Here is a 25,475-nt window from a genome sequence, read left to right on the forward strand (position 1 = left end):
CAGGAAAAGCCTTAATTTGGTAGAAGAATTGAAGTGCCATGAATATGTATCGGTTTTTGTTTGTAATCATCTTTTGCAGTTTCGCCATCTATCCCCAGCATCAGGAAAAGGTGGATTTTTTGCATGCTGCCATAGAGATTCGTCCAATTCTTAATGAAAAACGAATTGACGGGCAGGTCCTTTACACGTTCAAGGTCTTGGAACGTGTGGATTCCGTTTGGTTGGATGCCAGGAATATGGAATTTGCCGAAGTACGATTGGATGGAAAGAGTATCGGCATAGGTTATGCGGACGGAAAATTGACTATTGGCCATTCCTTTGAAAAGGGTTCTACTCACGAACTTTTGATCCGATACTCCTGCAGCCCAAAACAGACGGTTTATTTCATTGACCTTGAAAATGAAAAATCGTATAACAGTTCGAATAATAATATGAATCTGGTGGCTGAGCGTAGCCGAAGCCAAGTCTGGACCCAAGGCCAGGGAAAGTACACCAGCCATTGGCTTCCCAGTTTTGATGCCATGGAGGAGAAGGTGGAGTTCGATATGGATATTACCATGGATACCGGTTTTGAGGTTATAGCTAATGGGATTTTGCTACAGCGGGAAACTAAGGATGAAGTGACCAAATGGCAATTTGATATGGTAAAGCCCATGAGCAGTTATTTGTTGGCTTTTGTCATTGGGGAATACGACAAGCAGGAATTGATGTCCGAAAGTGGGGTTGCCCTCGAAAATTATTTCTATCCAGAGGACAGCCTTCGCGTGGAACCAACCTATCGCTATACCAAAGAGATTTTTGATTTTTTCGAAACAGAAATCGGTGTAGCCTATCCCTGGCAGAATTACAAACAGGTACCGGTGCACGATTTTCTGTATGCCGGAATGGAAAATACGGGCGCCACAATTTTTTCCGATGCCTATGTCATAGATTCCACGGCATTCATCGATAGGAATTATGTGAACATCAACGCCCATGAAATGGCCCACCAATGGTTTGGAAACCTGGTCACCGAGAAGGATGGCAACCACCACTGGCTTCATGAGGGCTTTGCTACCTATTATGCCTATCTGGCGGAAAAGGAGCTCTTTGGTGCCGACCATTTTTACTGGAAGTTGTTTGATACCGCCCATCAGTTGGAAGAATTGTCAGAGTCGGGCAAAGGGGAAAGTCTTCTTGATCCCAAAGCCAGCAGTCTCACCTTTTATGAAAAGGGTGCTTGGGCCTTGGTGATGCTTCGGGAGGAAGTAGGGGACGATGCCTTTAGAAAGGGGGTGGCTTCCTATCTGGAAAAGTATGCCTTTAAAAATGTGACTGTGCATGATTTTCTACAGGAAATAGAGGTGGAAAGTGGCAAGGATTTGACGTTATTTAAAAATGATTGGCTCGCAAATACTCACTTTTTATGGGACCGTGCAAAGGAGTATTTGATGAAAAACAATCATTCCATGCGTATGTATTTTGTAAACAATCATATGAATGACCTTAGTTGGTTAAATGAAGATTTTGCTGTAGAAGCGAAAAGGCAATTGATTAAGGAGTATCCAGTAGCTGCTGAAATACAATTAATTGGGGTGTTTAGAAATAGCGCCATTGAAATTAGACAGGAGGGTGTAAAAAAAATCGAAAAGCTTCCAAAGGAATTAAAAGAGTATGTGGAACCGCTGCTAAAGGACAACAGTTATATCACACAAGAATTGATGTTGTTCCATCTTTGGAACAATTTTGATGAAGACAGGGATACATATTTGGACACCACTTCCCATGTTATAGGCCTCCCTAGCAAGAATGTCCGCTTGCTGTGGTTGGCCTTGACCTTGGTGACTCCGGAGTATAATACTTCTCAAAAACAACAGTATTTGGACGAACTGGTTCATTATACGGATTCAAGCTTCAATCCAGAGGTCCGCCAAGGGGCGTTCCAATACTTGTTTCAAATCAATGGCCTGACCGATACGGCGTTAAGGAATTTGATACTGGCGACCGACCATCATTCTTGGCAGTTTAGATCCTATATTAGAAATTTGTTGGACGAATTATTGAAGGATGCCGAACTAAAAAATCGACTGGTAGCGGTGGCCCAAAAACTAAAAGACGCCGATTTACGTTATCTTAAAACAAAAATAGAGTTACCATGAAGGCTTTGGTCATTTCAGGTGGGGGAAGTAAAGGCGCCTTTGCAGGCGGTGTTGCCCAATTTTTGATTCAAGATGCGGGCAAAACCTATGATATCTTTGTGGGTACCTCTACCGGAAGTCTGTTGATATCCCATTTGGCCTTAGGCAAACTGGATAAAATAAAACGCATTTATTCCAACGTTACCCAGGAAAGTATTTTCAACAATTGTCCGTTTGTGGTCAAAAAAAAGCATGGTACGGATGAAATTGGCATCAACCATTGGAACGTCGTTCGGAATTTTGTGCGAGGTAAAAAGACCTTTGGCGAAAGTGAGAACCTTCGAAAACTCATAGGGAAAAGCCTTACCAAAACGGAGTTCAACAAGCTTAAAAAGGGAATGTCCGACGTGGTCATCACCGTAAGTAACCTTTCCTTGAACCAAGTCGAGTACAAATCCATAAAGGATTGTTCCTACGAGGATTTTTGCGATTGGATTTGGATTTCGGCCAACTATACCCCCTTTATGAGTTTGGTCCGTAAGGAAGGTTGCGAATATGCCGATGGCGGATTGGGAAGCATCGTGCCCATCGAAGAAGCCATTAAAAGGGGCGCCACCGAAGTGGATGTGGTAGTGCTGCATACTGAGGTGAATTACCTCAATAGAATGCCCTCCAGAAATCCGTTCGAACTATTGACTTCTATGATGAGCTTTGTTTTTGACCGCATCGAGACCCAAAATATTCGGATAGGGAAATTCGTTGCCAATCAGAACAACGCTATTATTAACCTATATTACACACCTACCATATTAACCACCAACTCGTTGATCTTCGACAAGAAAAAAATGACACTTTGGTGGAAACGGGGCTACCTCTATGCCAAGAACAAAAACGAGGAAACAAATCCCATCGAGCCGAATGAGAATGAGTAGTTTAGTTAGACGCTAGACGCTTGTTAGTTTTAGGTTTCAAGTATGGAGTGAAAAGTGAAAAGTGTAGATTTTTCTAAAAACTTTGGCTATATGAGTAGTCGAAGGGAACAACCAAGAACCAATAACTAACAACCAAATAGCAATTACCACAACTCCCCAATCTCCCTTTTTACAAAGGATAGAGCGGTAGCGGAGGGAGAGGCCTTTTCCATTGTGTCGTTCAATATATCCTCACGTAGTTTATCGGCCGTTTCAGATTGGCTCATGGCTGCCTTTCGTATCATTTGCACCGTAGCATTTTTGGCCGCCTTGATGATGTTCCAACATTCATCGGTCATGTAAATCTGTTGGGAAAGATTATGGTCAAATTCGGTTTCAATGCTCTTTATCAACAGGTTTTCGTAGGCATCCTTATCCTGACTTTTAGGAGCAACACGCACCACTAAACTTGGAATGGCGATTCTTTCCAAAAATAGGGCCATACGTTCATACGCCTGTAATCGCACGGGGAGCGTGTCCTTTTGGGAATCCTTATGCAATAAAAAACGTCTCCTACCTTCTTCATTGTTGGTGTGCATTCTAAAAAAGTAAAATGCTATGGCACCTGTTACTATGGAAGGCAATAAATAAGCAAAAAGTTGAAAAATCTGATCTGAAGTCATTCGTATAATTTTAAACTGGTTAGTTCACGTTTCTTGACTCTTAAACGGCCAGTTTTGTCAATTAGTATATGACTTGATCGATGAAATGCAATTTTAGTTTTTTACATCGTCCTTAGCGGTCGCATAGAAGGATTTGTAATCTGGATGTATTTCTATCTGCAAAGATTCCCGTAGTCCACCATCCATACCTTTTACGTTCATCCTGCCTCCATCAACACCGTAATCCTTAATGAGAATCTGTGCCACGGAAGCTGCCTGTTGCAGGGCAATGTCGAGTTCTCCGGTCATACTCAATCCGGAAACGGTCACGGCCGATTTTGGATTGGCGGCAATGATCTTCGCAATCTTTTCCAACCAGGGTTTGGCCGATTCCTGCACCTTGGCGCCTAAACCATCGGCGAAGTAAAAATCCAATTTCTCCGAGATAATTACGGAACCATTGTTCACCTGTACCTTGGCGTTTTCGCCCAAGGTCTGTTTGGCGTTCGTTAAAATCACGATGGCCGTGGAATCGTTGCTCGCCACACCGTCCACAATTCCCTTTAATTGGGCCTCCTTACGTTCCAAAGTGGCCAAGGTCTTGTTTATATTTTCCGAGTTTTGGCTGGAAAGGGCGGCAAAACTGTTCAGGTTTTGAAGCAAGGTAGCGTTGGTTTCCTGCAATTCCGTTACCTGGGCCTGTAGTTCCTCCGCTTTAATCTCGCTTATTTTTTGTTTTGACTGCGCCGTTGAAACCAAACGCGAAATGGAATCCAGACGGTATTTTAAATCCTGATTCTGTTCAATGAGTTCACTTTTCTTCTGCGCCTGCGCAGTTCCAAAAGTACTTAAGGCAACAACTATGACTAGGGGTAAAATTTTCTTCATGTTTAACAGCATTTTATTGGCACCGCCAAAGGGTTTAATAGACCAAGGCTTGCCTGATAATAATAGTTTCGTTTCCTACCAATGCCTCGTGGGTTTTCCCAGAGGTGGTTTATTTGCCGCCAAGATACGAACAGTCTTTCAATTCCTGAACACCCTTGAAGGCTACTTTGGCCTTATTATAGCCATAGGCATAGGCAAGACTCTTGTTCAGTTCATTATCGTCCAGGTTTACCTGCACATCGTCCATGGTAAATTGGCAAGGATGTTCGTATCCAGAGGCGTGGGTAATCTCCAAAAATTCCTTCCGGAAGGTTTTGAAATATTGTGCCAATCGGTCCGACTTCAAGGGTACATTGATGCCATTTTGAAGCCATTTGTTTTGGGTGGCTATTCCGGTGGGACATCGATTCGTATGGCACACCTGGGCCTGGATGCAACCAATGCTCATCATGGCCTCACGCGCCACGTTGATGCAATCCGCTCCCATGGCAAAGGCCATGGCCGCTTTGGCGGGAAAACCCAGTTTTCCGCTTCCAATAAAGACAATGCGATCGGTCAATTGCCGTTCCAAAAACACCCTGTAAACACTTGAAAAGCCATATACCCAAGGCAGGGAAACATGATCGGCGAACGAGGGCGGTGCCGCTCCCGTGCCACCTTCACCACCGTCTACGGTTATAAAGTCAGGTCCCTTTCCTGTTTTTAGCATCAAATTGGCGAGTTCCTCCCACTGGTCCAGTTTTCCAATGGCACCTTTTATGCCCACGGGCAGTCCCGTTTCATCGGCGATCTGCTCAATGAGGGCCATGAGTTCCGGTACGGTAGAGAACGCCTTGTGGGTTGCTGGGGAAAGCACGTCCTTTCCAACTTCAACGCCCCTGATTTCGGCCAGCTCATGGGTTATCTTGGCCCCTGGCAACACACCGCCCTTGCCCGGTTTGGCCCCTTGGGAAAGTTTGATCTCTATCGCCTTGATGCATGGATTCTCATCGACCAATTTCCTCATTTTTTCCATGGAGAAGTTTCCATCCGGCGTGCGTACCCCAAAATAGCCCGTTCCAAAATGGAAAATCACATCGCCCCCCTGTTTGTGATAGGGTGAAAGTCCGCCTTCGCCCGTATTGTGGTAGGCACCACTTTTTTTGACTCCGATGTTCATTGCCTCGACCGCCGCTGCGGACAGGGAACCAAAACTCATGGCGGAAACGTTCACAATACTGGCCGGACGGTAGGGTTTTCTGCGATTGTTAAAAGCACCCATGACCTTGGCACAAGGTACGAACGACGGGTCCAGCTCATTCGGGTGGCCTTGGGGAATTTTATAGGCCATCATACTGTTCTTTATGAATACATGCTGATGCGCATAAATATCCCTATCGGTTCCAAAACCTTCATAATTATTTTCTTTTTTGGCCGATGCATAAATCCAGCCCCGTTCGATCCTGTTGAAGGGGAGTTCCTCGCGATTATTGGCCACAAAATATTGGCGCATTTCAGGGCCGATGCTCTCCAACCAATACCTAAGATGCCCAACAATGGGATAATTATGTTTTATGGTATGTTTTTTCTGAATGAAAATATCCCAAATTGCGACGAGAACCAGTGCGATAAGCATCCACGCCCACCACGGTAAAATGGCAAGTAAAACAATTTGATACGCCATTACTAGTTTATCCTTTAGGTTGGTTTTCCAATCGGGGCGTCTTGTCGCTGTTCAAATAGTCCAGACTCATGGCGGTTAAGGTTTTTACGCCCAACAACAGTCCGCTATCATCGATCCTGAAATCAGGGGTGTGATGCGGATAGGACTCCGTTGTTCCCGGGGTCATACCACCCAAAAAGAAAAAGAAGCCGGGCACTTTTTCCTGATAGAAGGAAAAGTCCTCCGCACCTGTAACGGCTTTGGCAACCACCACGTTCTCCTTCCCGGCAACCGCTTCCATAGTGGGGATCATTTGGGAAACCAATTCTGGATTGTTATAGGTAATTGCCGTTCCCGAAGCAATTTCGGTAGTAGCCTCGCCTCTGTAAGCCTCCGCGATGGAACTGACCATTTCCTTCATCCTTCGGTTCAACTGTTCTTGCATGTCATAATCCAAGGTTCGTATGGTTCCTACGATTTCCGCGCTTTCAGGAATGATGTTGTTCCTGACTCCGGATGTGATTTTACCCACCGTAATCACGGCCGCTTCGTTCGTAAGGTTCATTTCCCGACTAATGATTGTTTGCAAACCATCGATAATCTTCGCACTGATCAAGATGGGGTCTACTCCGGACCAGGGTTGTGAGCCGTGGCTTTGCTTTCCTTTTACATTGATGACAAATCGCTGTGCGGCTGCCATGGTGCCCCCGGATTTATATCGGATCATGCCTACGGGCGTTTGCGAATTGATATGTAGGCCAAAAATGGCATCCACATCGGGATTTTGTAAAACACCTTCCTTGATCATCAAAGCGGCACCGCCTTCCTCTCCCGGAGGCGCTCCCTCTTCCGCAGGTTGAAAAATGAATTTGACGGTACCCTTGATTTTATCCTTGTTCTTGGACAGCACTTCGGCCACGCCCATAAGAATGGCAATATGCGTATCGTGTCCGCAAGCATGCATCACGCCCACTTCGCTTCCCAGATATTCAGATGTTACATTGCTCTTAAAGGGAAGGTCGTTACGCTCTGTTACGGGCAGGGCATCCATATCCGCACGGAGGGCGACCACTTTGCCCGGTTTGTTACCCTTTAAAACACCCACTACACCGGTGTGCGCCACACCCGTCTGTACTTCGATTCCCAAACTTTTTAAATGATCGGCTATTTTTTCGGCGGTTTTGAATTCCCTGTTGGAAAGTTCCGGGTGTTCGTGGAAATACCTTCTCCATTCGATTACCTTGTCCTCAATGGCACTAAAATCCTTTTCCATCGATTTTTGCGCGAAAACCGTCATTCCGCAACATAACAGGGTAAATAATCCTAGTTTTTTCATCTGTTTATTTTTATTGTTTTCCATAGGTCAGTTGCAATTATTCACATGATTTCAGTTTCTTTATCATAGGTGTTCATGAATCTTTGATTTCGCCATCCCGATAGCTATCGGGACATCTCAGTAGTTTTCAAGACTTTTTATGGCTCATTTCATTTTAACATATTTAGAGTTTGTATATCGGTTATGTTTCGATTTCGCTTTGCAAGGATGTGAATGCTCGAATCATGGTGTTTATCTAAAATTTTATCAGTCTATAATTATCGTCCTGCAATTGGATCAATGCGGTCATGGCGCTGAGGGACAACTGTATGCCGTCTATCAAATCCTCTTTTGGAAAACCTCGGGAAACGGAGGATTGCCCGCAAAAAATTATTTCCGCATTGGCTGCCATAAGAGCCTTCAGTAAGGCTTCATTGGGATTCTCGGTACCGTATTTCTTTTGATAGGCTTTGGAGGTGATGACATCCTTGGAAGCCTTGTTGTGAACGACCAAGGCCACCTTCAATTGCTCCAAGGGAATTCCGTTTTGCCCGTGCATGTTCAAGAATCGGGCGGCGGTCTCTAGGGAGGGGTTTACTTGGTTCAAATCATCGGGCGAGGTCATGATATCGAACACAGCCTTGAAGGTTTTAGTTGTATCTAAGCTATATTCCTGATGCTCTATTTTCCATACCTGGCCATAGTCGGCTATGATGGGACCACTATTCTTGTCTTGGGCAATTCCAAGGAATAATGAGAGGAAGGTTGGAAAGCATAGAACCCTTATTTTTTGAAAATACTGCGTGGCCATAAGTTTGTTTTGCTAAATATATTTAAAAAGGAACAAATGCCTTGACACATTGTTTATAAATCTAAAAAACAACATTTCCGGTATCGTTCAATAATGGCTAAATTCACACTTTAAAAATAGTTCGACCTTGAGTTCTTTTATAGATGAATTGAATGATGCCCAAAAAGCCCCTGTTTTGCACAAGGATGGGCCTCTAATGGTGATTGCCGGTGCCGGTTCCGGAAAGACGCGAGTGCTTACCTACCGTATAGCCTACTTGATGGAACAGGGGGTGGATGCCTTTAATATCCTGGCGTTGACCTTTACCAATAAGGCGGCACGCGAAATGAAAAAGCGGATTTCCGACATCGTTGGGGTATCGGAGACCAAAAACCTTTGGATGGGTACCTTTCATTCCGTGTTTGCCAAATTATTGCGGTACGACGGGGACAAACTCGGGTTTCCCAGTAATTTCACGATTTACGATACCCAGGATTCTCAACGCCTCATCGCCTCCATCATCAAGGAAATGGGACTTGATAAGGACATCTATAAGTACAAACAGGTTCAAAACCGAATCTCCTCCTTCAAAAATAGCCTTATTACGGTTAAGGCCTATTTTAATAATCCCGAACTAATGGAAGCCGATGCCATGGCCAAACGGCCCAGGATCGGGGATATTTACCAGAATTATGTAGACCGATGTTTTAAGGCCGGGGCGATGGATTTTGACGACCTGCTTTTAAGGACCAACGAATTGCTGACCCGTTTTCCGGATGTACTCCTAAAATATCAAGACCGCTTCCGGTATATATTGGTAGATGAGTATCAGGATACGAACCATTCACAATATTTGATTGTGCGGGCATTGGCAGATCGCTTCCAGAATATCTGCGTGGTGGGAGACGATGCCCAAAGTATTTATTCCTTTAGGGGTGCCAACATCAGCAATATCCTAAATTTTCAGCGGGATTATGACAATGTGGGCATGTACCGGTTGGAGCAGAATTATCGGTCTACCAAAAACATCGTGAACGCTGCCAATTCCATCATCGCCAAGAACAAAAACCAGTTGGAGAAGAACGTCTGGACGGCCAATGATGACGGGGCGGCCATCAAAATCCATAGAAGTACTACCGATGCCGAGGAAGGCCGGTTTGTGGCCAATTCCATTTGGGATAATAAAATGCAGCACCATATGGGGAACGGCGAGTTTGCGGTTCTGTACCGCACCAACTCCCAATCCAGGGCCATTGAGGATGCGTTGCGCAAAAGGGACATTCCCTACAGGATCTACGGCGGACTCTCTTTTTATCAACGAAAGGAAATCAAGGACGTTTTGTCCTATCTCAGGTTGGTCATCAACCAAAAGGACGAGGAAGCCTTAAAACGGGTCATCAATTTTCCGGCGCGTGGCATAGGACAAACAACTATTGATAAGTTGGTGGTTGCCGCAAATCATTACGGGCGTTCCATGTTCGAGGTCATGGAGAACATTTCCAAAATAGACTTGAAAATAAATTCTGGTACTAAAAGGAAATTGGAGGATTTTGTTACCATGGTCAAAAGCTTTCAAATCATGAACGAGGGGACCGATGCCTTTACCTTGGCTGAGCATGTAGCCAAGAAGACCGGACTTTTGTTGGAATTTAAAAAGGACGGTACCCCAGAAGGTATTGCCCGTATGGAAAATATAGAGGAGTTGCTCAACGGTATCAAGGACTTTGTGGAAGGGCAAAAGGAAATTGCGGATGCTACCGGAGGGCTGAGCGAATTTTTAGAGGACGTGGCCTTGGCGACGGATTTGGATAACGATACGGGCGATGACGACCGTGTTGCCCTTATGACCATTCACCTGGCCAAAGGCTTGGAGTTCCCTTATGTATATATCGTTGGGATGGAGGAGGATTTGTTTCCTTCCGGGATGAGCATGAACACGAGGAGCGAATTGGAGGAGGAGCGAAGGCTTTTTTATGTAGCCTTGACCCGCGCAGAAAAACAGGCCTATTTGACCTATACCCAGAATAGATACCGATGGGGAAAACTCATCGATGCGGAACCGAGTCGGTTTTTGGAGGAAATTGATGAAAAATATGTCGAAAATTTAACGCCCTTGGATGGTGGCTATCGGTACAAATCCATGATCGATGCCAATATCTTTGGCGAAGTGGACAAAAGCAAGTTACGTCAAACGAAACCTATAAACGGAACCCCCCCAAGTATCGACAGACCGAATATGACCCAACTTCAAAAACTGCGAAAAATAAAACCGGAGCTTTCACAGCCGTTGGGTAACACCACTACGATCGACCCCAATTTGGCCATAGGTTCCTTGGTGAACCATTCCAGGTTTGGCAGGGGCAAGGTCCTTAAGATAGAAGGTGTGGGGAATGACCGCAAGGCGGAGATAAAGTTCGATCATGGCGATGTAAAAAAATTGTTGCTACGGTTCGCAAAATTGGAAGTATTGTAACGTTTTATGACTTAATCACTAAATTGGATTAATTTTTTTTCAAATGATTAAACATACTTTATCTGTAGCATTCATAGCATTTTCCTTTTTTATGGCTTCCTGCCAAGGTTCTTCAGATTCTGATGAACCAATAAATCGAAATTTAGAAGAAACTAATCTACCTCCTGAAGATATAGAAGATGTTTTTGCTTCAAATTATTGGGACGATGCCGAATTGGTCTGGAGCGATGAGTTTGACGGAACGGAGCTTTCCCAGGAAAATTGGAAACTTGAGACTGGAAATCACGGTTGGGGTAATAATGAACTTCAGAATTATCTCGATGAAGGCAATGTGGAAGTTAGCGATGGTACGCTGAAGATCATCGCGAAAAAGGAATCCTTGGGCGGGAGCAATTTTACTTCGGCCAGGTTGAACAGCAAGAAGGAATTCAAGTATGGTAAATTGGAGATTCGGGCCAAAATCCCTGATTATAAGGGAAAGGGAATTTGGCCCGCACTGTGGATGTTGGGGAACGACATCAGTACCGCGGGATGGCCTGCTTGTGGCGAAATCGATATTATGGAATATGTTAGCTACAGTCCAAACGAGGTTCATTTTTCACTGCACAGTACGGCCAACAACCACGTAAAGGGGACCCAAATAACGTCTGGGCCGGTACCACTGGAAACCATAGAGGAAGAATTTCATATCTATGGGGTGCTTTGGACCGATAGATACATCAAATTTTACATTGACAAAGAAGATAATGTGCAACTCAATTTTTTGAGGCCCACAGTCCCGAGTGCCGAAAACTGGCCTTTTTCCAAACCTTTTTATTTTTTGATGAATATTGCCGTTGGAGGAAATTGGGGCGGTCTTGAAGGTGTGGACGAAAGTCTTTTCCCAGCTGTCATGGAAGTGGATTATGTAAGGGTATATCAGAAGTAAAAAAACTACCTCGGGGCAAGCCCACGGGGCATTCTATAGAAACGAACTTTTAATTTCGAGGCAAGCCTCGGGGTATTAAACCCTTTGGCGGTGCCAATAAAGCGTATGGCCGAACTTATCAGAATATATGAGGAAAACCCCAATCCCAAGGAGATTGCCAAGGTGGTGCAGGTCTTGAGAAAGGGAGGGCTTGTTATTTACCCTACAGATACGGTCTACGGGCTGGGATGTGATATTACCAATTCCAGGGCCTTGGAGAAAATAGCCCGCATCAAGGGAATAAAATTGGCAAAGGCCAACTGGTCCTTTATTTGTGCCGATTTAAGCAATCTTTCCGATTATGCCCGGCAAATAGATACGGCCACTTTTAAGATTTTGAAACGGGCCTTACCCGGACCCTACACCTTTATTTTGCCGGGGAACAACAACTTGCCCAAAGACTTTAAAAAGAAGAAGACCGTGGGAATACGTGTGCCGGACAATAACATTGCCAGGGCCTTGGTACAAGGTTTGGGAAATCCCATTGTTTCAACATCCATTCGGGATGATGATGATGTTTTGGAATACACTACGGATCCAGAACTGATCTATGAAAAGTGGGATAATTTGGTGGATGTTGTGATCGATGGGGGGTATGGGGGCAATGTAGCTTCAACCATTATCGATTTGTCCACAGGTTTTCCAGAGGTCATCAGGGAAGGAAAGGGGGATATTGATATTATTTAGGGTATAATTTGTACAAATTTAATCGGGAATTGGTAATCTCAATACGTTGTCAGTTCGAGTGATTTTGAGGTACGAAAAATCATATCGAGAACAAGCCAAATAAAGATTCTACTTCTCCATTCCAATTATCTTGTTTTGATCTACAAACTTTTTGAAGACATTCGTTGTTCTAAAATGAAAGATGGGTTTTTATTCAAAAGCTATATAAAATTAGACAAATGAGAAAAACAATACTGATTATTGGAATGTCCATTGCTATACTCACCGTAGTCTATAGTTTCTTTGGGATGGGGGATACGGGTCAGTTTTTTGGTTTTGAAGTACATATTTGGGTCTATCGCCTGATTTGGACCGGGTTGTTCGTTTTGGTTTTATTCGATTATCTGAAATCACCGAAAAAATCGGAATAAAAAAAGCGACTCAATTTAGAGCCGCTTTTCTACTATATTTTTTTCAAGGAAATTATCTTCCACCGTTGATGGCAGGGTCTTTCATTCCCTCTTCGATCATGCTATAGAACTGATCGATTTTTGGAAGCACCACAATTCTGGTTCTTCTGTTTTTGGATTTTTCGGTTTGCGATACCGGAACATATTCAGCTCTACCAGCAGCGGTCATACGTTTAGGATCTACACCAAAATCATTTTGAAGTATTCTAACAACTGCAGTCGCTCTTTTAACACTTAAATCCCAGTTATCCAATAGGACTCCACTTCTGTAGGGCACATCGTCTGTATGACCTTCTACCATGAACTCGAAATCTGGCTTATTGTTTACAACCTTCGCTACCTTTCCAAGAACTTCCTTAGCTCTGTTGGTTACGTTGTAGCTTCCGCTGCTGAACAACAATTTGTCGGAGATAGAAACGAATACTACACCTTTTTCAACGCTGATTTCAATATCCTCATCATCCAAGTTGCCCAAAACTCCTTTTAAGCTCTGTACCAAAGAAAGGTTCACGGAGTCTCTTCGTGTAATGGCATCGTTCAATTTGCGGATGGTCAAATCCTTTTCTTTCAAACTTTCCAAGGATTTCTCTAGGTTCTCAGCTCCTTTTGTAGTTAAGGTAGTAAGATTGCCCATGTTGTTGATTAATTCTTGATTGTTGGCTTTTAAGAAGGCGTTTTGGTCTTCTAAGGTCTGTAGCCTTGAAGAAGCAGTTGCCTTTTCTTCCAAACAATCATTCAACTTAACGGTTGCCGAATTCAATAAATCTTGGGTCTCTTTTTGTTTTGCCTCAAGATCGGCATATTTCTTCTGTGAAACACAGGAAGATAATAATAGCGTTACTCCAAGACAGCCTAAAACGATTTTTTTCATAATTGCTTTACTATATTAATGTTTGTTATTTACTTGTTTACTAAAACGGAATCAAAATTATGGTTTTTGACAATCGTTTATAGTGGTTCTTCGTTAATCTTTTACTAAAATGTTAAAATTCTTTACTCCATTTACGAAGTAAGACCATACAATGGATTTTACAATATAATATTTTAGTATGAATTTAGCTTTCTCACGTTTTTTGTACATCCCCCTAAATTTACTATAAAAGCTCACGTGTGCCCGTAATATCGCGAAGCAATGCCTCAACCTGAATTGAAAAATAAATCGGAGGGCGGCGATACCGTCCAACAATAACCGAATTAAAATGATCAAAAACGCCTTTCTTCTTGGCAGGTTCTTGGTGATAGAAAAGAGTGAATTCCTAAAATTCAGATAGGTTTTTCTCGGGTTCATATTGCTCAAGGTAGATCCTCCTAAATGGTACACCTTGGTTGTGCCCAGATAAAATACCTTATGGCCTAGATTTTTGGCCCTCCAACAAAAATCCACTTCTTCCTGATGGGCAAAATACTCGGCATCAAAGCCTTCCAATTCCCAGAATACTGAGGAACGTACGAACATACAGGCACCCGTGGCCCAGAAAATTTCGCACGTATCGTCATACTGGCCCTGGTCTTTTTCAAGGCTTTGGAATATCCTTCCCCTACAAAACGGATAGCCCAACTGGTCGATAAATCCTCCTGCGGCCCCTGCGTATTCAAAATGGTCTTTTTTCAGGAGGTCCAGTATTTTTGGTTGCACAATGGCCACATCCAAACGCTGTGTGAAAAAATCGATAACCGGGGCAAGCCAGTTTTTTGAGACTTCAACATCAGAATTAAGCAAACAATAAATGTCGGCCTTCACATGTTTGAGGGCATCGTTGTATCCCTGTGCGAATCCGTCGTTGGAACTGTTTTGGATTATTTTGATATTGGGATAATGCTGTTTTAAGAATTCGATGGAACCATCGGTAGAAGCATTATCGGCCACATAGATATCGGCAAGGCCCTCGGAATATTTCACTACCGATGGCAAATAGCGTTCCAGGAGAACCTCTCCGTTCCAATTGAGTATGACGATGGCAAGCTTCAAAACGAGTGCAAATTAACGGCTAAATTCAGGAATCTCCTTTAAAAAAATATATTTTTCCTCTTTGAAATTCATCTGGCACATGTAATGTTCCAATCCGTTGGTAACCATCAAATAGCTGGCTTTCAGTTTAAAATTGTATTGGGCAATTTGGTCGAAGGTGGTTTGTGAAATGTTGATGTGTGGTGCCTTGCATTCCACCAGGAGATGTATGGAACCGTTTGGGTTAAAAACGACGATATCATACCTTTTCCGTAACCCGTTGTATAGGATCTGTTTTTCAACATTGATATGGCTCAGCGGATACTTTTTTTCGATGCTAAGGAACATCAGGGCATGCTGCCGCACCCATTCCTCTGGGGTAAGTACTACGAACTTTTTGCGAACGATGTCAAAAATAAGGGCCGAATTTTGACTATTTTTGAATCGAAAGTCATACTTGGGAAAGTTAAGGGGCTGCATGGTACAAATTTGATGATTTTTTCCGAATGGATGAAGCACTACAAATCGTAAATGAAATAAGGGAAGGGAAGATAAAACCGATTTATTTTCTCCATGGGGAGGAAGCCTATTTCATTGATAAAATTTCATCCTTTATTGCCGATTCCGTACTTACCGAAGAGGAAAAGGGCTTCAACCAAATGGTTTTGTACGGTAAGGATGTTACTATTGACGATATAATTGGAAATGCCAAGAGATTCCCCATGATGGCCGATAGACAAGTGGTCATCGTAAAGGAGGCGCAACACCTGTCCAGGACCATTGAGAGCTTGAGCTCCTATGCGGAACATCCGCAAATGAGTACGGTCCTTGTCTTCTGCTATAAGTACAAGAAGTTGGACAAGCGAAAAACGCTTTACAAGCACATTAAAAAAAACGGGGTCGTTTTTGAGAGTAACAAGCTGTACGAGAACCAGGTTTCGGAATGGTTGCGAAGGACCTTGGTTTCCAGTGGCTACGCCATTTCCCACAAAGCGGCCATTATGTTGGTGGAGTACCTGGGTACGGATTTGGGAAGGATCAACAATGAACTGGAGAAGCTAAAATTGGCCATTCCCCAAAAAAAGGAAATTACCCCAGAGGATATAGAACAGCATATTGGCATCAGCAAGGATTACAACAATTTTGAGCTGAAGAAGGCCATTGGCGAACGGAATATTTTAAAGGCTACCAAAATAGTCAACTACTTTGCCCAAAACCCGAAGGACAATCCCTTTGTGCTCACCATTACCTTATTGCACAGTTTCTTTACGCAATTGTTGCAGTACCACGGACTCAACGACCACTCACCTAAAAATGTGGCCAGTGTGCTTAAAATCAACCCTTATTTTGTAGGTGAATATCAGACGGCCGCCAGAAACTTTCCCATGAAACGGGTAAGTCAGATCATTGCCAATCTTAGGGAACTCGACCTTAAGGGGAAGGGGGTGAATGCCTCCAGTATGGACCAGTCGGATTTATTAAAGGAACTCTTGTATAGGATTCTTTAATTTTATGGAAAATACCTTTTAAGAAGACTTCTGTGCAATTTGCAGAACGCTATACCCCTAACTCTTAAATGCGGATGGCGCAATGCGCAAGGCGTTTGGCCAAATCCTATTCGATAAGGCTTTAGTTACATTTAGCCGTTTTCAAACCCATCTGTTTTTACCCGATCGTAGTTTCCTTATTTTTTGTCGATACTGAATTTTCCGGGACCCAATAAGGCGATGGTAATAAAGGCGACAAGGAACAACAAGGCTTTTTCCTTAGTGCCGAAGGGGTCGGCAGCATGGGCTATAAATCCTGCAACGGCCATGGTAATGGCAGCGGGAATCGCCGCAAAGCGGGTCTTAAAACCGATAATAATCAAAATAGGGCATATGAACTCCCCGATGACCGCTAGAAAAAGGGATGGCGCGGCCCCGATACCAATGGGGTCTCCGAACTCAAAGTCACCTGCAATCAGTTTTTGAAATTTGGGAAGGCCATGGGTAAGCATCATGGCAGAAACAGCAATTCTAAAAAATGCAAGACCTATATCTTTCATGGGGGAATAATTTTGTTAGTTAATTGGTTTGTATAAAAGTATATAATTTATTTCTTCTGCAAAAGCTTTTCAATTTGGCTTAGGAGCATATCGCAATTTTCCTTGTTGAAGTAAAGCGGGGGCTTTATTTTTAGTACATTGTCCGCCGGTCCGTCCGTTCCAATGAGGATGCTTTCCATGCGCAAGCCATTTTTTAAGTATTGTGCAAACATCGTATCAGGTTGAAATTTTTCGTCCATAATTTCCACACCAAGAAAAAGTCCCTCTCCGCGCACATCGGCTATTTCTGGGTATTGTTTCCCCAATTCCTTCAAACGGCCTTTTAGATACGATCCTGTATTTTGGGCTTCGGTATCCAAATGTTCTTCATGGATAACATCCAAAACCGCTTCGCCAATTGCACAGGAAACGGGGTTGCCACCAAAGGAACTAAAAAATTCCAGCCCGTTTTCAAAACTTTGGGCAATTTCGGTTGTTGTAATCACGGCGCCCATGGGATGCCCGTTGCCCATAGGTTTACCAATGATGACAATATCCGGAACCACATCGTACATTTCGTATCCCCAGAAATACTTTCCCAACCTACCAAAGCCCACTTGTACCTCATCGCTGATGCATACCCCTCCCTGGGCACGGATTTTCGGATAGATGTTTTTTAAGTAATCTTTTGGCAAAGGTACTTGACCACCACACCCAATAATGGGTTCCGCAATGAAGGCACTGATTTCCAATTCGTGATTTTGAATTTCTTTATGTGTTTTCTCTACATAAAATTTAGTGGCTTCCGCTTCGCTGCCGAATCCAGCACCGAAAATCTTGGGTATGGATGCCTCAAGGATATAGTCCCTTTTTCCAGGTCCACCCTTGTGCCCGTACTTGTAATGACTGATATCGATGCCCAAACGGGTATTGCCATGGTATCCATGTTCCATGACCATGACCTTCCTTTTTTTGGTGTGGGTCTGTGCCAAGCGGATGGCCAGGTCGCTGGCGGCACTGCCAGAATTGACAAAAAACACCTTGTTCAGGGAGTCGGGAAATTTGGACAACAGTTTCTCACTATAGGACTGTAGCTCGTCATACACATAGCGGGTGTTGGTATTGAGTCGGGCAAAAGTCCGTTGTGCTGCCTGAACCACCTTGGGATGGCAATGCCCCACCAACATGATGTTGTTATAGGCATCCAAAATGGTATTGCCCTTTGCATCGTACATATATTGGAAGGCAGAGCGGACCATGTGAATAGGTGCTGTATAGCTCAACGATAGGGAGTTGCTTATAAACTGTTTCCTGAGTTCCAGTTGTTTTTCCAGGGCATTCGTTTGCAAAGGCGGATAACCTGCGGCCTTTCTAAAGGTGTTTTGTGCCGCTATTGGGTTGATAGTGAGCCAAACATGTACTAAGTTCCAGGCCGATTCCTCGCTGATGGTGATGTATTCGGAATCCGGATTTTGTTTTTTGGCGTATGCCGAATTACAGACACTCGTACACAAACGTGCCGCAATCAAATAATAGAGCACGTCCAGTTCCAGGACATCCAAAGGTCTTAAGGCGTGGTATCCCTCGATAAGCTCCACGGCATATTCCAAGGGGTTTTCCTGACCCATCATGTAATACGTAATGGCCACGGCAAGATTATTTATGGTCCAGGTGTGGCACATATCCCCAAAATCTATAATGCCCGATATGGAATTGTTACAGGTAAGCACGTTCCATTCGTTCGCATCGTTATGAACGATGCCCATTCGCAGTTCCTCCTGATGCGGAAGCACCATTTCCTTGAACTGCAAATAGAAATACGTAACCAAACTCCGATGCTTCGGGTTTGGAATGTATTTTATGAGGGGTTCGTTTTTATAAAAATGGCGTAGGTCCCAAGGTGGTTGTTTTGCCATGGTGGGAGCATCGTACATTTCAATGGTCATGGTATCCATTTGGGCCAAAAATGCACCCAGTTCATGGGCCATGGATTTGTTTCGGGGAATGTTGCCGAGAAACGTTCCGGTTACGAAAGAAAGTAATCGGTATAATGTATCACTTTCCTCAATCCAGTTTGCGCCGCTATTGGATTTTATCGGGACTGGAAAATTATAGCCTTTTAAATTTTGAAGCTTCGTAAGGATGTGTGTTTCCCCATCGATGCTCGCTTTGTTAGCTACCGATGCATCATAAATTTTAAGCACGTAGCATTGGTCCGTACATTCAATTTTATAATTCTTGCTTTCATACCCCTCCATCCCCGATATTGTGGGATTTGAAATGTCAAAATGTTTTTGAAGTACCTGTACAATCGGTTTTTGATGCTCTTCCATCGTGAGAATTTTGGAATGTCCTTCGTTTTATATAGGTAGGAAAGATACTAAAGAATACCCCGATTTTCAGATGTTTCCAATATCAATCGAACATCTGTTTGACCATGCAATACCAACCAAAAAATCAAAGAGTTTTAGAATGCTACTATCAACGGAGCGGGGGATAATCCTGAGGGTTGGCTTCGTTCATGATGGCATACACTTTTTCAAAAACATCCTCAACGTTCGGCTTGCTAAAATAATCGCCATCGCTTCCGTATGCAGGTCTGTGGGCCTGTGCAGAAAGGGTCTGTGGCGCACTGTCCAAATATTTGTAAGCTCCCTGTTTTTCAAGGATTTCGGTCAATAGGTAAGCCGAGCAACCACCGGGAACATCCTCATCGATTACCAAGAGTCGGTTCGTTTTCTGGACACTTTTTACCGTATCCCCATGGATATCAAAGGGCAACAAGGTTTGTGCATCGATTACTTCGGCATCGATTCCCACTTCCAACAGTTCCTTGGCAGCCTGTTCCACGATACGCAAGGTGGAACCGTAGGAGACCAAGGTGATGTCCGTACCTTCCTTTACTTTTTCTATGACGCCAATGGGCGTACAAAATTCCCCTAAGTTTGTCGGTTTAGGCTCTTTGAGTCGGTAGCCGTTCAGACTTTCAATGATCAGGGCGGGTTCGTCGCTCTTCATCAGCGTATTGTAAAAACCTGCCGCTTGGGTCATATTTCTGGGAGCCAAAATATAAATACCACGTAGCACATGGATCAAACCGCCCATTTCAGACCCCGAATGCCATATACCTTCCAAACGATGCCCGCGGGTTCTAATGATAAGCGGTGCTTTTTGTTTCCCGTAGGTTCGATAAAGAAGACTTGCCAGGTCGTCCGTTAAGGTAGCAAGCGCATAGAAGATATAGTCCAAATATTGAATTTCCGCGATGGGGCGCAGGCCTCGCAACGCCATGCCAATTCCCTGACCAATGATGGTAGTTTCCCTGATTCCGGTATCCGCAATCCGAACTTCCCCATATTTGGCCTGTAAGCCTTCCAGTCCTTGGTTCACGTCGCCAATGGCCCCAGTATCCTCACCAAAGACCAAGGCATTTGGATATTTTTCAAAGAGTCTGTCAAAATTATCCCGCAGCAGGACACGGCCGTCCACTTTTTCCTCCTTGGAGGAATTGTAGGTGGGAGGGATGCCCTTTATTTTAGTGGCCCTATTTTCATTTTCACTGTAGAGATGTGAACTGAATTTGGGTTGGGATTCCGCAATGAAATTATTCAGCCAATGGGCCAATTTTTGTCTTTCCTTGGTATTTTCACCGAGTAGATATCTCAGGGATTTTCGGGCGGCCACGGCCAGATCTTTTTTGACCGGCTCGTCCACCGCAATCAGATCATTCTTGATTTTTGTCAAAAAATGCTTGTTGGAGCTTGTGCTGACCGCGTCATTGATTAGTTGCACCAAGGTTTTTTTCAAGGCCAAATGTTCTTGCAAATACTCGGTCCACGCCTCCTTTTTCGCCTCCCTGACAGTTCTTTTTATCTGTTTTTCCAAATTGGAAAGTTCCTCTTCCTCGGCGATGCCCGATTCCAATATCCATTCCCTGAACCGTTTGTTACAATCGTTCTCCCGTTCCCAGGCCAGACGCTCGTCGTCCTTGTACCTTTCGTGGGACCCTGATGTGGAATGCCCTTGGGGCTGGGTAAGTTCAGTCACATGGATGATTACCGGTACATGTTCCTGCCGGGCAATATCGGCGGCATTTTCATAGGTATGCATCAAGGCCGTGTAGTCCCAACCTTTGACTTTTAAGATCTCAACGCCCTTGTGGACGTCGTCCCTTTGAAAACCGGCTAGCACCTTTGAAATGTCCTCTTTGGTGGTGTGGTATTTTTGCGGAACCGAAATCCCATATTCATCGTCCCAAATACTCAAGACCATGGGCACCTGCAAAACCCCTGCGGCGTTGATGGTCTCCCAAAACATGCCTTCACTGGTACTCGCATTGCCTATGGTTCCCCAGGCAACCTCGTTGCCATTGTCCGAGAATTTTGCACTGTCCAGGCCTTCCAGTTGCCTGTATACTTTGGACGCCTGTGCCAAGCCCAGCAGACGGGGCATTTGGCCGGCGGTGCAGGAAATATCGGAACTGCTGTTTTTCTGTTTTGTGAGGTCTTTCCAGCTACCGTCCTCGTTTAGGCTGTAGGTCACGAAGTGCCCACCCATTTGTCGGCCGGCGCTCATGGGCTCTTTTTCAATATCGGTAGTGGCGTAGAGTCCGTGGAAAAAATCCTTGGGTTTTAAGTGGCCTATGGCCATCATAAAGGTCTGGTCCCTGTAATATCCGCTTCTAAAATCACCGTTCTGAAAGGATTTGGCCATGGCCAATTGGGGAAGTTCCTTTCCATCCCCAAAGATTCCGAATTTCGCCTTGCCAGTAAGTACCTCTTTTCTTCCCAGCAGGCTGCAGGTCCTACTCAAAAAAGCAATCTTATAGTCATTAATAATCTGTTCCTTGAAATCTTCAAATGATATATCACTGCTCGTCTTGGAAGAAACCTTCATGTATTTTTTCGAATTTTCACAAAAATACCGAATTGAAATCGTTTTAGCAATCCGGTTTAAACTTTATCCGTTGCGAAAATGTTATTTCAAATTAAATATTTTGTGAAATTCTCATTGGAACTGGGTATAGAGACAAGTTCATTGAGGATTTTTGGATCAAAACCATTGGCGGGTAAACAGTCCTGTCAGTGTTTTTGGGCTTACGGTAATGATGAAACGTATCTTTTCACCGTAATTGGGTTGTGAAATTTCCCACCCATTGTTGGAATAGAAAGGAAAATAAAGTTCAAAATAGTCGGTTACCAAATTGAGTCGCACACCGGAATCGTATACGAATTTCTCCTTGAACCCATTGTTTTTTACCAATCCCGCGTCGCCATACAGTTCTATCCATCGCCAAAGGTTAAAACTGGTATTGACGGTTGCCATCCAATTATCTGAAAATCGGTAGCGCTCGTCCAGGAAAGATTTGAAACCACCTTCCGCAATGATGATTTGTTGGCTGTAGATGCCCGTATCTTCGGAACGCCCCAGATAACTATAATCGAACAAATAGTCCGTGGGACGATCTAGGGCAAAGCTGAAAAAATCGGAATCTGTATTGTTGCTCAAAAACTTCCCTGCAAAAAATCGAACATTAAATTGCCTGTTGTTTTCGAACAGTTTTCGGTATTCATATTCAAAGGAAAGTTTGCTGAATTTGCCGGCCAACTGAAAATCCAAGAACCACGATTTATAATCCAGAATATCGTTGTCCCTATTTAGGTATCGCATGTTGAAAACACTGTAATCCGGATTTTCAGGGTCGTTCGCCAAATCGCTTAGGCTTTCGTCAAAATCCCGGAAGATATTTACAAAGCGGAACGACAATACCTGACGCTTGTTCGAAATGAGGTCATCCGGTCGCCAACCAAAACTCAATGCGGGAGTAATGGACGTGTATCTGGAATTGACGTTGAAATGCGAAGTGGATCCTCCCAAGGAATAGTTGGCAACATAGAGTCCGCTTTTGCTCAAGTATTTTCTATAGCTGAATTTTCCGTATCCCACGAAGGCATTCTCCCGAAAGGAATAGGAGGGGGCAAAGTCATATATAAAAGGACGCTCCAAGAGAGTTTTATTGTATAGCCGCATACCCGGCACCCACCCGTCATAGATGTTGAAATTTAGGACAGGGACATAAAAAACTTGATTGTAATAAGGGTTTTCAGAATCCTTGAAAAATGTAAACTTTAGTTTTTTGTTACTGGATAAAAATCCTTTAAGGGATTTCCAGTTATCTCGTTGGTTGAATTCCGGTATTGTTTGATCGTAATTGAGAACCAAACGATCTTCCTGATTGTTGGGAACGGTAAAGGTTTCCAAGGTCTTTATATCCTTGAACCAATATTTGGAGACCAAGGTGTCGTTTTTAAGCCCGAACATGCTAATGGGGACATTGGTTCCCTCCTTATTTTTTATGGTAACTCTTAGGGAATCCTCGGTTTTGTCGACCTTTTTTATCTTAAAATCTATCTTACGGTCCGTAGAGACATACTCGCTAAAGAACCAATTGATATCCTTCTCCGTGGAACGTTTAAGGATAGATTCAAAATCCAGTACCTTTACTTTATTGAGTTGATAATATTTGAAAAATGTTTTGATGCTCTCGTCAACTTTTTCCTTTCCAATATAATCCGCCAGATAGGCCAATCCCAGACCCGCCTTATACTTGTTTGCAATTTTTTGGTTGAATTTAATCAGGGAATCGTTGGGCGTGGTCAGCGCTTGGTCCAAGTTTTTCCGTGCCGTTAGATTGTATAGGAAGGGATATTGTTCGTTAAAATCCATTTTCGCCAAATTGAAACTACGAATGCCCCAGATTCGAGAAAGGTTGCCCAGTAATTTTTGATCGGGATAAAACTCGTCAACATATGCAATCATGAGGTAGTTGGCGATGGCGCTGTTGAGCCATTGTTCCTTTCTTGGGTCCAAGAACAAGGTTTCCCTCAAGATACTGTTCAAGGCCGTTTTAAGGAACTTCATTTCAAATTGGAACTGCTGCTCGTACGGTCTGATAAAGGATGGTAATTGGTTGATTCCGTACAACGGATCTTTGTTATAATCCGTTTCGCTAACCAACAGTTTATCATGGGGGTATTTGCCCAAATTCCGTTCAATGAAATCCGTAATCCTATTGATGGAAATGCCCTGTTCAATAGGGTCATATCTGGGTGCCGAAATGCTGGTGACCACCTTCATTTCAGGGGTAATATGGGTCGAAAAAAGATTTTGTACGTTCAGAAAGATCTCGGCACTTTTTTGATTGTCGGCAACAAGCTCCACGCGCCGACTATTGGTCATTTCCGTACGTTTGTTTTCCTTGAAGTTGGAATTTAGGAAAAGAGCCTTGGGATACGTGAAATCAATGGTCGTTTTGGTGCTATTCGTATAAAGGTCTTCCAGATTTTTGTTCGAATACAAATGCCATTTCCCATCATATACGGCCGGGGTAAGGTACCAATCCTTTAGGTAATAATTGCCCCTATTATCGTACCCGTAGTCAGTGTATTTATTTGGCGGAAGTTTCACCTTGTAGGTGATTATCAGTTGTACGGATTCCTTTGGTAACAAAGGTTTGTTAAGCCTGAATTTTATGATGTCATCCTCCTGGGTCCGTTCCCATTCCAGCCCTTCATATTCACCGTCCACCGCACTGATGATGGTGGTATAGCCCCGTTCACTTTTTTTTGCGAGGTGCAGGCTTCTTTTGAATTCTTGCGCAAAACGCTTTGCAAGTCCGGTATTTTTATTGGAGTAGGCATGCGCCCAGTCATTGAAATAAATGATTCCCAGGTTATAGTTGGAATCATTGTAATAGGTGAACTCCTGTTTTATGTCCAGTTCCTTGGTGAAATCATTTAACTTTACCGTGAGGTTCGTTTCGTATTGGGCAAAGGCACCTCCGTTTACTATAGAATATAGTAAAATGCTCAGTGCTATTTTTATCTGGAGGAATCCTTTCAAGGGCAATCTAAAAATTGGGACTTAGGGTATGGCCTTTATAAAAGGCATCGATGATTTCCACCACCTCGTCTTCGGTATCGACAATTTTTATAAGATCTAGATCTTCCGGACTGATATTCCCAAAAGAAAGCATCGTGTTTTTTATCCAATCGAATAGACCGGTCCAAAATTCACTTCCCACAAGGATGATTGGGAATTTTCCAATTTTATGGGTCTGGATCAGGGTGATTGCTTCGAACAGTTCATCCAAGGTCCCGAAGCCTCCCGGCATCACCACAAAACCCTGGGAATATTTTACGAACATCACCTTTCTAACAAAGAAATAGTCGAAGTCCAGGCTTTTGTCCTCATCGATATACGGATTGTCATGTTGTTCAAAAGGAAGGTCGATGTTCAACCCTACCGAAGTACCTCCAGCCAAATGGGCGCCCCTGTTTCCAGCCTCCATAATACCCGGACCGCCACCAGTGATTACGCCATAACCGGCCTCTGCTATTTTTTTGGAAACATTTACCGCTAGCTGGTAGTATTTGTCGCCCTCTTTGGTTCTTGCCGAACCAAATACCGAAACACAGGGTCCTATTTTGCTCATTTTTTCGAAACCGTTAACGAATTCGCCCATAATCTTAAATATGGCCCAAGAATCGTTTGTCTTGATTTCGTTCCACCCTTTGTGGTGCTTTTCGTTTCTCATTTGC

At 43.7% G+C, this 25,475-nt stretch carries 20 protein-coding genes; 7 read left to right on the forward strand and 13 right to left on the reverse strand.

Annotation, left to right across the window (positions count from 1 at the left end; genetic code table 11):
• Positions 1-38: 38 nt before the first annotated feature.
• Together ACZ41C_RS14715 and ACZ41C_RS14720 are read left to right on the forward strand one after the other, a co-directional pair.
• On the forward strand, positions 39-2,138 hold the full coding sequence (locus ACZ41C_RS14715; protein WP_464562511.1) for a M1 family metallopeptidase: 2,100 nt from the start codon (positions 39-41) through the stop codon (positions 2,136-2,138).
• Positions 2,135-3,049, forward strand: coding sequence for a patatin-like phospholipase family protein (locus ACZ41C_RS14720; RefSeq protein WP_464562513.1), 915 nt, complete (start codon positions 2,135-2,137; stop codon positions 3,047-3,049). Before ACZ41C_RS14715 ends, ACZ41C_RS14720 begins: the two co-directional genes overlap by 4 nt.
• Before the next feature lie 143 nt (positions 3,050-3,192).
• Here ACZ41C_RS14720 and ACZ41C_RS14725 read toward each other — a convergent pair whose 3' ends face one another.
• The 5 genes from ACZ41C_RS14725 to ACZ41C_RS14745 form a co-directional block, all read right to left on the reverse strand.
• Entirely contained in the window at positions 3,193-3,711 is a 519-nt protein-coding gene (locus ACZ41C_RS14725; protein WP_138258448.1) for a DUF7935 family protein, read from the reverse strand.
• Positions 3,712-3,804: 93 nt separating this feature from the next.
• On the reverse strand, positions 3,805-4,578 hold the full coding sequence (locus ACZ41C_RS14730; protein WP_464562515.1) for a hypothetical protein: 774 nt from the start codon (positions 4,576-4,578) through the stop codon (positions 3,805-3,807).
• A gap of 109 nt (positions 4,579-4,687) precedes the next feature.
• A complete protein-coding gene (locus tag ACZ41C_RS14735) occupies positions 4,688-6,241 on the reverse strand; it encodes an FMN-binding glutamate synthase family protein (protein ID WP_464562517.1) in 1,554 nt (517 codons plus the stop codon).
• A gap of 7 nt (positions 6,242-6,248) precedes the next feature.
• Complete coding sequence (locus ACZ41C_RS14740) at positions 6,249-7,556, reverse strand: amidohydrolase (RefSeq protein ID WP_464562519.1); 1,308 nt, start codon at positions 7,554-7,556, stop codon at positions 6,249-6,251.
• 235 nt (positions 7,557-7,791) lie between these two features.
• Positions 7,792-8,346 carry a DsrE family protein gene (locus tag ACZ41C_RS14745; protein WP_464562521.1) on the reverse strand — a complete coding sequence of 185 codons (555 nt, stop codon included), beginning with the start codon at positions 8,344-8,346 and terminating at the stop codon, positions 7,792-7,794.
• A 127-nt stretch (positions 8,347-8,473) separates the two neighbouring features.
• Here ACZ41C_RS14745 and ACZ41C_RS14750 point away from each other — a divergent pair, with 127 nt between their 5' ends.
• The 4 genes from ACZ41C_RS14750 to ACZ41C_RS14765 all read left to right on the forward strand — a co-directional run bounded on the left by ACZ41C_RS14750 (position 8,474) and on the right by ACZ41C_RS14765 (position 12,862).
• Positions 8,474-10,798 carry an ATP-dependent helicase gene (locus ACZ41C_RS14750; RefSeq protein WP_464562523.1) on the forward strand — a complete coding sequence of 775 codons (2,325 nt, stop codon included), beginning with the start codon at positions 8,474-8,476 and terminating at the stop codon, positions 10,796-10,798.
• 43 nt (positions 10,799-10,841) lie between these two features.
• Positions 10,842-11,726: a glycoside hydrolase family 16 protein gene (locus ACZ41C_RS14755; RefSeq protein ID WP_464562525.1), complete on the forward strand. Its 885-nt coding sequence runs from the start codon at positions 10,842-10,844 to the stop codon at positions 11,724-11,726.
• A gap of 105 nt (positions 11,727-11,831) precedes the next feature.
• The gene (locus ACZ41C_RS14760) at positions 11,832-12,452 is read left to right on the forward strand and encodes an L-threonylcarbamoyladenylate synthase (protein ID WP_138258454.1); all 621 of its coding nucleotides are present in this window, start codon (positions 11,832-11,834) and stop codon (positions 12,450-12,452) included.
• A gap of 218 nt (positions 12,453-12,670) precedes the next feature.
• On the forward strand, positions 12,671-12,862 hold the full coding sequence (locus ACZ41C_RS14765) for a hypothetical protein (protein ID WP_464562527.1): 192 nt from the start codon (positions 12,671-12,673) through the stop codon (positions 12,860-12,862).
• A gap of 52 nt (positions 12,863-12,914) precedes the next feature.
• Here the strand turns inward: ACZ41C_RS14765 and ACZ41C_RS14770 are convergent, their stop codons facing one another.
• The 3 genes from ACZ41C_RS14770 to ACZ41C_RS14780 form a co-directional block, all read right to left on the reverse strand.
• Positions 12,915-13,772: an OmpA family protein gene (locus tag ACZ41C_RS14770; RefSeq protein WP_125223395.1), complete on the reverse strand. Its 858-nt coding sequence runs from the start codon at positions 13,770-13,772 to the stop codon at positions 12,915-12,917.
• Positions 13,773-13,865: 93 nt separating this feature from the next.
• Positions 13,866-14,870, reverse strand: coding sequence for a glycosyltransferase family 2 protein (locus ACZ41C_RS14775; RefSeq protein WP_138258456.1), 1,005 nt, complete (start codon positions 14,868-14,870; stop codon positions 13,866-13,868).
• Positions 14,871-14,882: 12 nt separating this feature from the next.
• Positions 14,883-15,329 carry a type I restriction enzyme HsdR N-terminal domain-containing protein gene (locus tag ACZ41C_RS14780; RefSeq protein WP_154919727.1) on the reverse strand — a complete coding sequence of 149 codons (447 nt, stop codon included), beginning with the start codon at positions 15,327-15,329 and terminating at the stop codon, positions 14,883-14,885.
• Between the two features lie 26 nt (positions 15,330-15,355).
• Here ACZ41C_RS14780 and holA point away from each other — a divergent pair, with 26 nt between their 5' ends.
• A complete protein-coding gene (gene holA, locus ACZ41C_RS14785; protein WP_464562530.1) occupies positions 15,356-16,357 on the forward strand; it encodes a DNA polymerase III subunit delta in 1,002 nt (333 codons plus the stop codon).
• A 176-nt stretch (positions 16,358-16,533) separates the two neighbouring features.
• Here the strand turns inward: holA and ACZ41C_RS14790 are convergent, their stop codons facing one another.
• The 5 genes from ACZ41C_RS14790 to ACZ41C_RS14810 all read right to left on the reverse strand — a co-directional run bounded on the left by ACZ41C_RS14790 (position 16,534) and on the right by ACZ41C_RS14810 (position 25,471).
• Entirely contained in the window at positions 16,534-16,896 is a 363-nt protein-coding gene (locus ACZ41C_RS14790; RefSeq protein ID WP_138258459.1) for a DoxX family protein, read from the reverse strand.
• A gap of 47 nt (positions 16,897-16,943) precedes the next feature.
• Positions 16,944-19,208 (reverse strand): aminotransferase class III-fold pyridoxal phosphate-dependent enzyme, encoded by a 2,265-nt coding sequence (locus ACZ41C_RS14795; protein ID WP_464562532.1) that lies wholly within the window; start codon positions 19,206-19,208, stop codon positions 16,944-16,946.
• A gap of 148 nt (positions 19,209-19,356) precedes the next feature.
• Complete coding sequence (locus ACZ41C_RS14800; protein WP_464562534.1) at positions 19,357-21,771, reverse strand: alpha-ketoacid dehydrogenase subunit alpha/beta; 2,415 nt, start codon at positions 21,769-21,771, stop codon at positions 19,357-19,359.
• 156 nt (positions 21,772-21,927) lie between these two features.
• On the reverse strand, positions 21,928-24,777 hold the full coding sequence (locus ACZ41C_RS14805) for a gluzincin family metallopeptidase (protein WP_464562536.1): 2,850 nt from the start codon (positions 24,775-24,777) through the stop codon (positions 21,928-21,930).
• Positions 24,778-24,784: 7 nt separating this feature from the next.
• On the reverse strand, positions 24,785-25,471 hold the full coding sequence (locus ACZ41C_RS14810; RefSeq protein ID WP_138258462.1) for an LOG family protein: 687 nt from the start codon (positions 25,469-25,471) through the stop codon (positions 24,785-24,787).
• Between the last annotated feature and the right edge of the window lie 4 nt (positions 25,472-25,475).

It is taken from the genome of Maribacter sp. C-4077 (assembly GCF_055378385.1).

Excerpts from the sequence above, each read along its gene's own strand:
- ACZ41C_RS14715 (WP_464562511.1), top strand. The coding sequence starts at position 39 with ATGAATATGTATCGGTTTTTGTTTGTAATCATCTTTTGCAGTTTCGCC.
- ACZ41C_RS14720 (WP_464562513.1), top strand. The coding sequence starts at position 2,135 with ATGAAGGCTTTGGTCATTTCAGGTGGGGGAAGTAAAGGCGCCTTTGCA.
- ACZ41C_RS14725 (WP_138258448.1), bottom strand. The coding sequence starts at position 3,711 with ATGACTTCAGATCAGATTTTTCAACTTTTTGCTTATTTATTGCCTTCC.
- ACZ41C_RS14730 (WP_464562515.1), bottom strand. The coding sequence starts at position 4,578 with ATGAAGAAAATTTTACCCCTAGTCATAGTTGTTGCCTTAAGTACTTTT.
- ACZ41C_RS14735 (WP_464562517.1), bottom strand. The coding sequence starts at position 6,241 with ATGGCGTATCAAATTGTTTTACTTGCCATTTTACCGTGGTGGGCGTGG.
- ACZ41C_RS14740 (WP_464562519.1), bottom strand. The coding sequence starts at position 7,556 with ATGAAAAAACTAGGATTATTTACCCTGTTATGTTGCGGAATGACGGTT.
- ACZ41C_RS14745 (WP_464562521.1), bottom strand. The coding sequence starts at position 8,346 with ATGGCCACGCAGTATTTTCAAAAAATAAGGGTTCTATGCTTTCCAACC.
- ACZ41C_RS14755 (WP_464562525.1), top strand. The coding sequence starts at position 10,842 with ATGATTAAACATACTTTATCTGTAGCATTCATAGCATTTTCCTTTTTT.
- ACZ41C_RS14760 (WP_138258454.1), top strand. The coding sequence starts at position 11,832 with ATGGCCGAACTTATCAGAATATATGAGGAAAACCCCAATCCCAAGGAG.
- ACZ41C_RS14765 (WP_464562527.1), top strand. The coding sequence starts at position 12,671 with ATGAGAAAAACAATACTGATTATTGGAATGTCCATTGCTATACTCACC.
- ACZ41C_RS14770 (WP_125223395.1), bottom strand. The coding sequence starts at position 13,772 with ATGAAAAAAATCGTTTTAGGCTGTCTTGGAGTAACGCTATTATTATCT.
- ACZ41C_RS14780 (WP_154919727.1), bottom strand. The coding sequence starts at position 15,329 with ATGCAGCCCCTTAACTTTCCCAAGTATGACTTTCGATTCAAAAATAGT.
- holA (WP_464562530.1), top strand. The coding sequence starts at position 15,356 with ATGGATGAAGCACTACAAATCGTAAATGAAATAAGGGAAGGGAAGATA.
- ACZ41C_RS14790 (WP_138258459.1), bottom strand. The coding sequence starts at position 16,896 with ATGAAAGATATAGGTCTTGCATTTTTTAGAATTGCTGTTTCTGCCATG.
- ACZ41C_RS14795 (WP_464562532.1), bottom strand. The coding sequence starts at position 19,208 with ATGGAAGAGCATCAAAAACCGATTGTACAGGTACTTCAAAAACATTTT.
- ACZ41C_RS14800 (WP_464562534.1), bottom strand. The coding sequence starts at position 21,771 with ATGAAGGTTTCTTCCAAGACGAGCAGTGATATATCATTTGAAGATTTC.
- ACZ41C_RS14810 (WP_138258462.1), bottom strand. The coding sequence starts at position 25,471 with ATGAGAAACGAAAAGCACCACAAAGGGTGGAACGAAATCAAGACAAAC.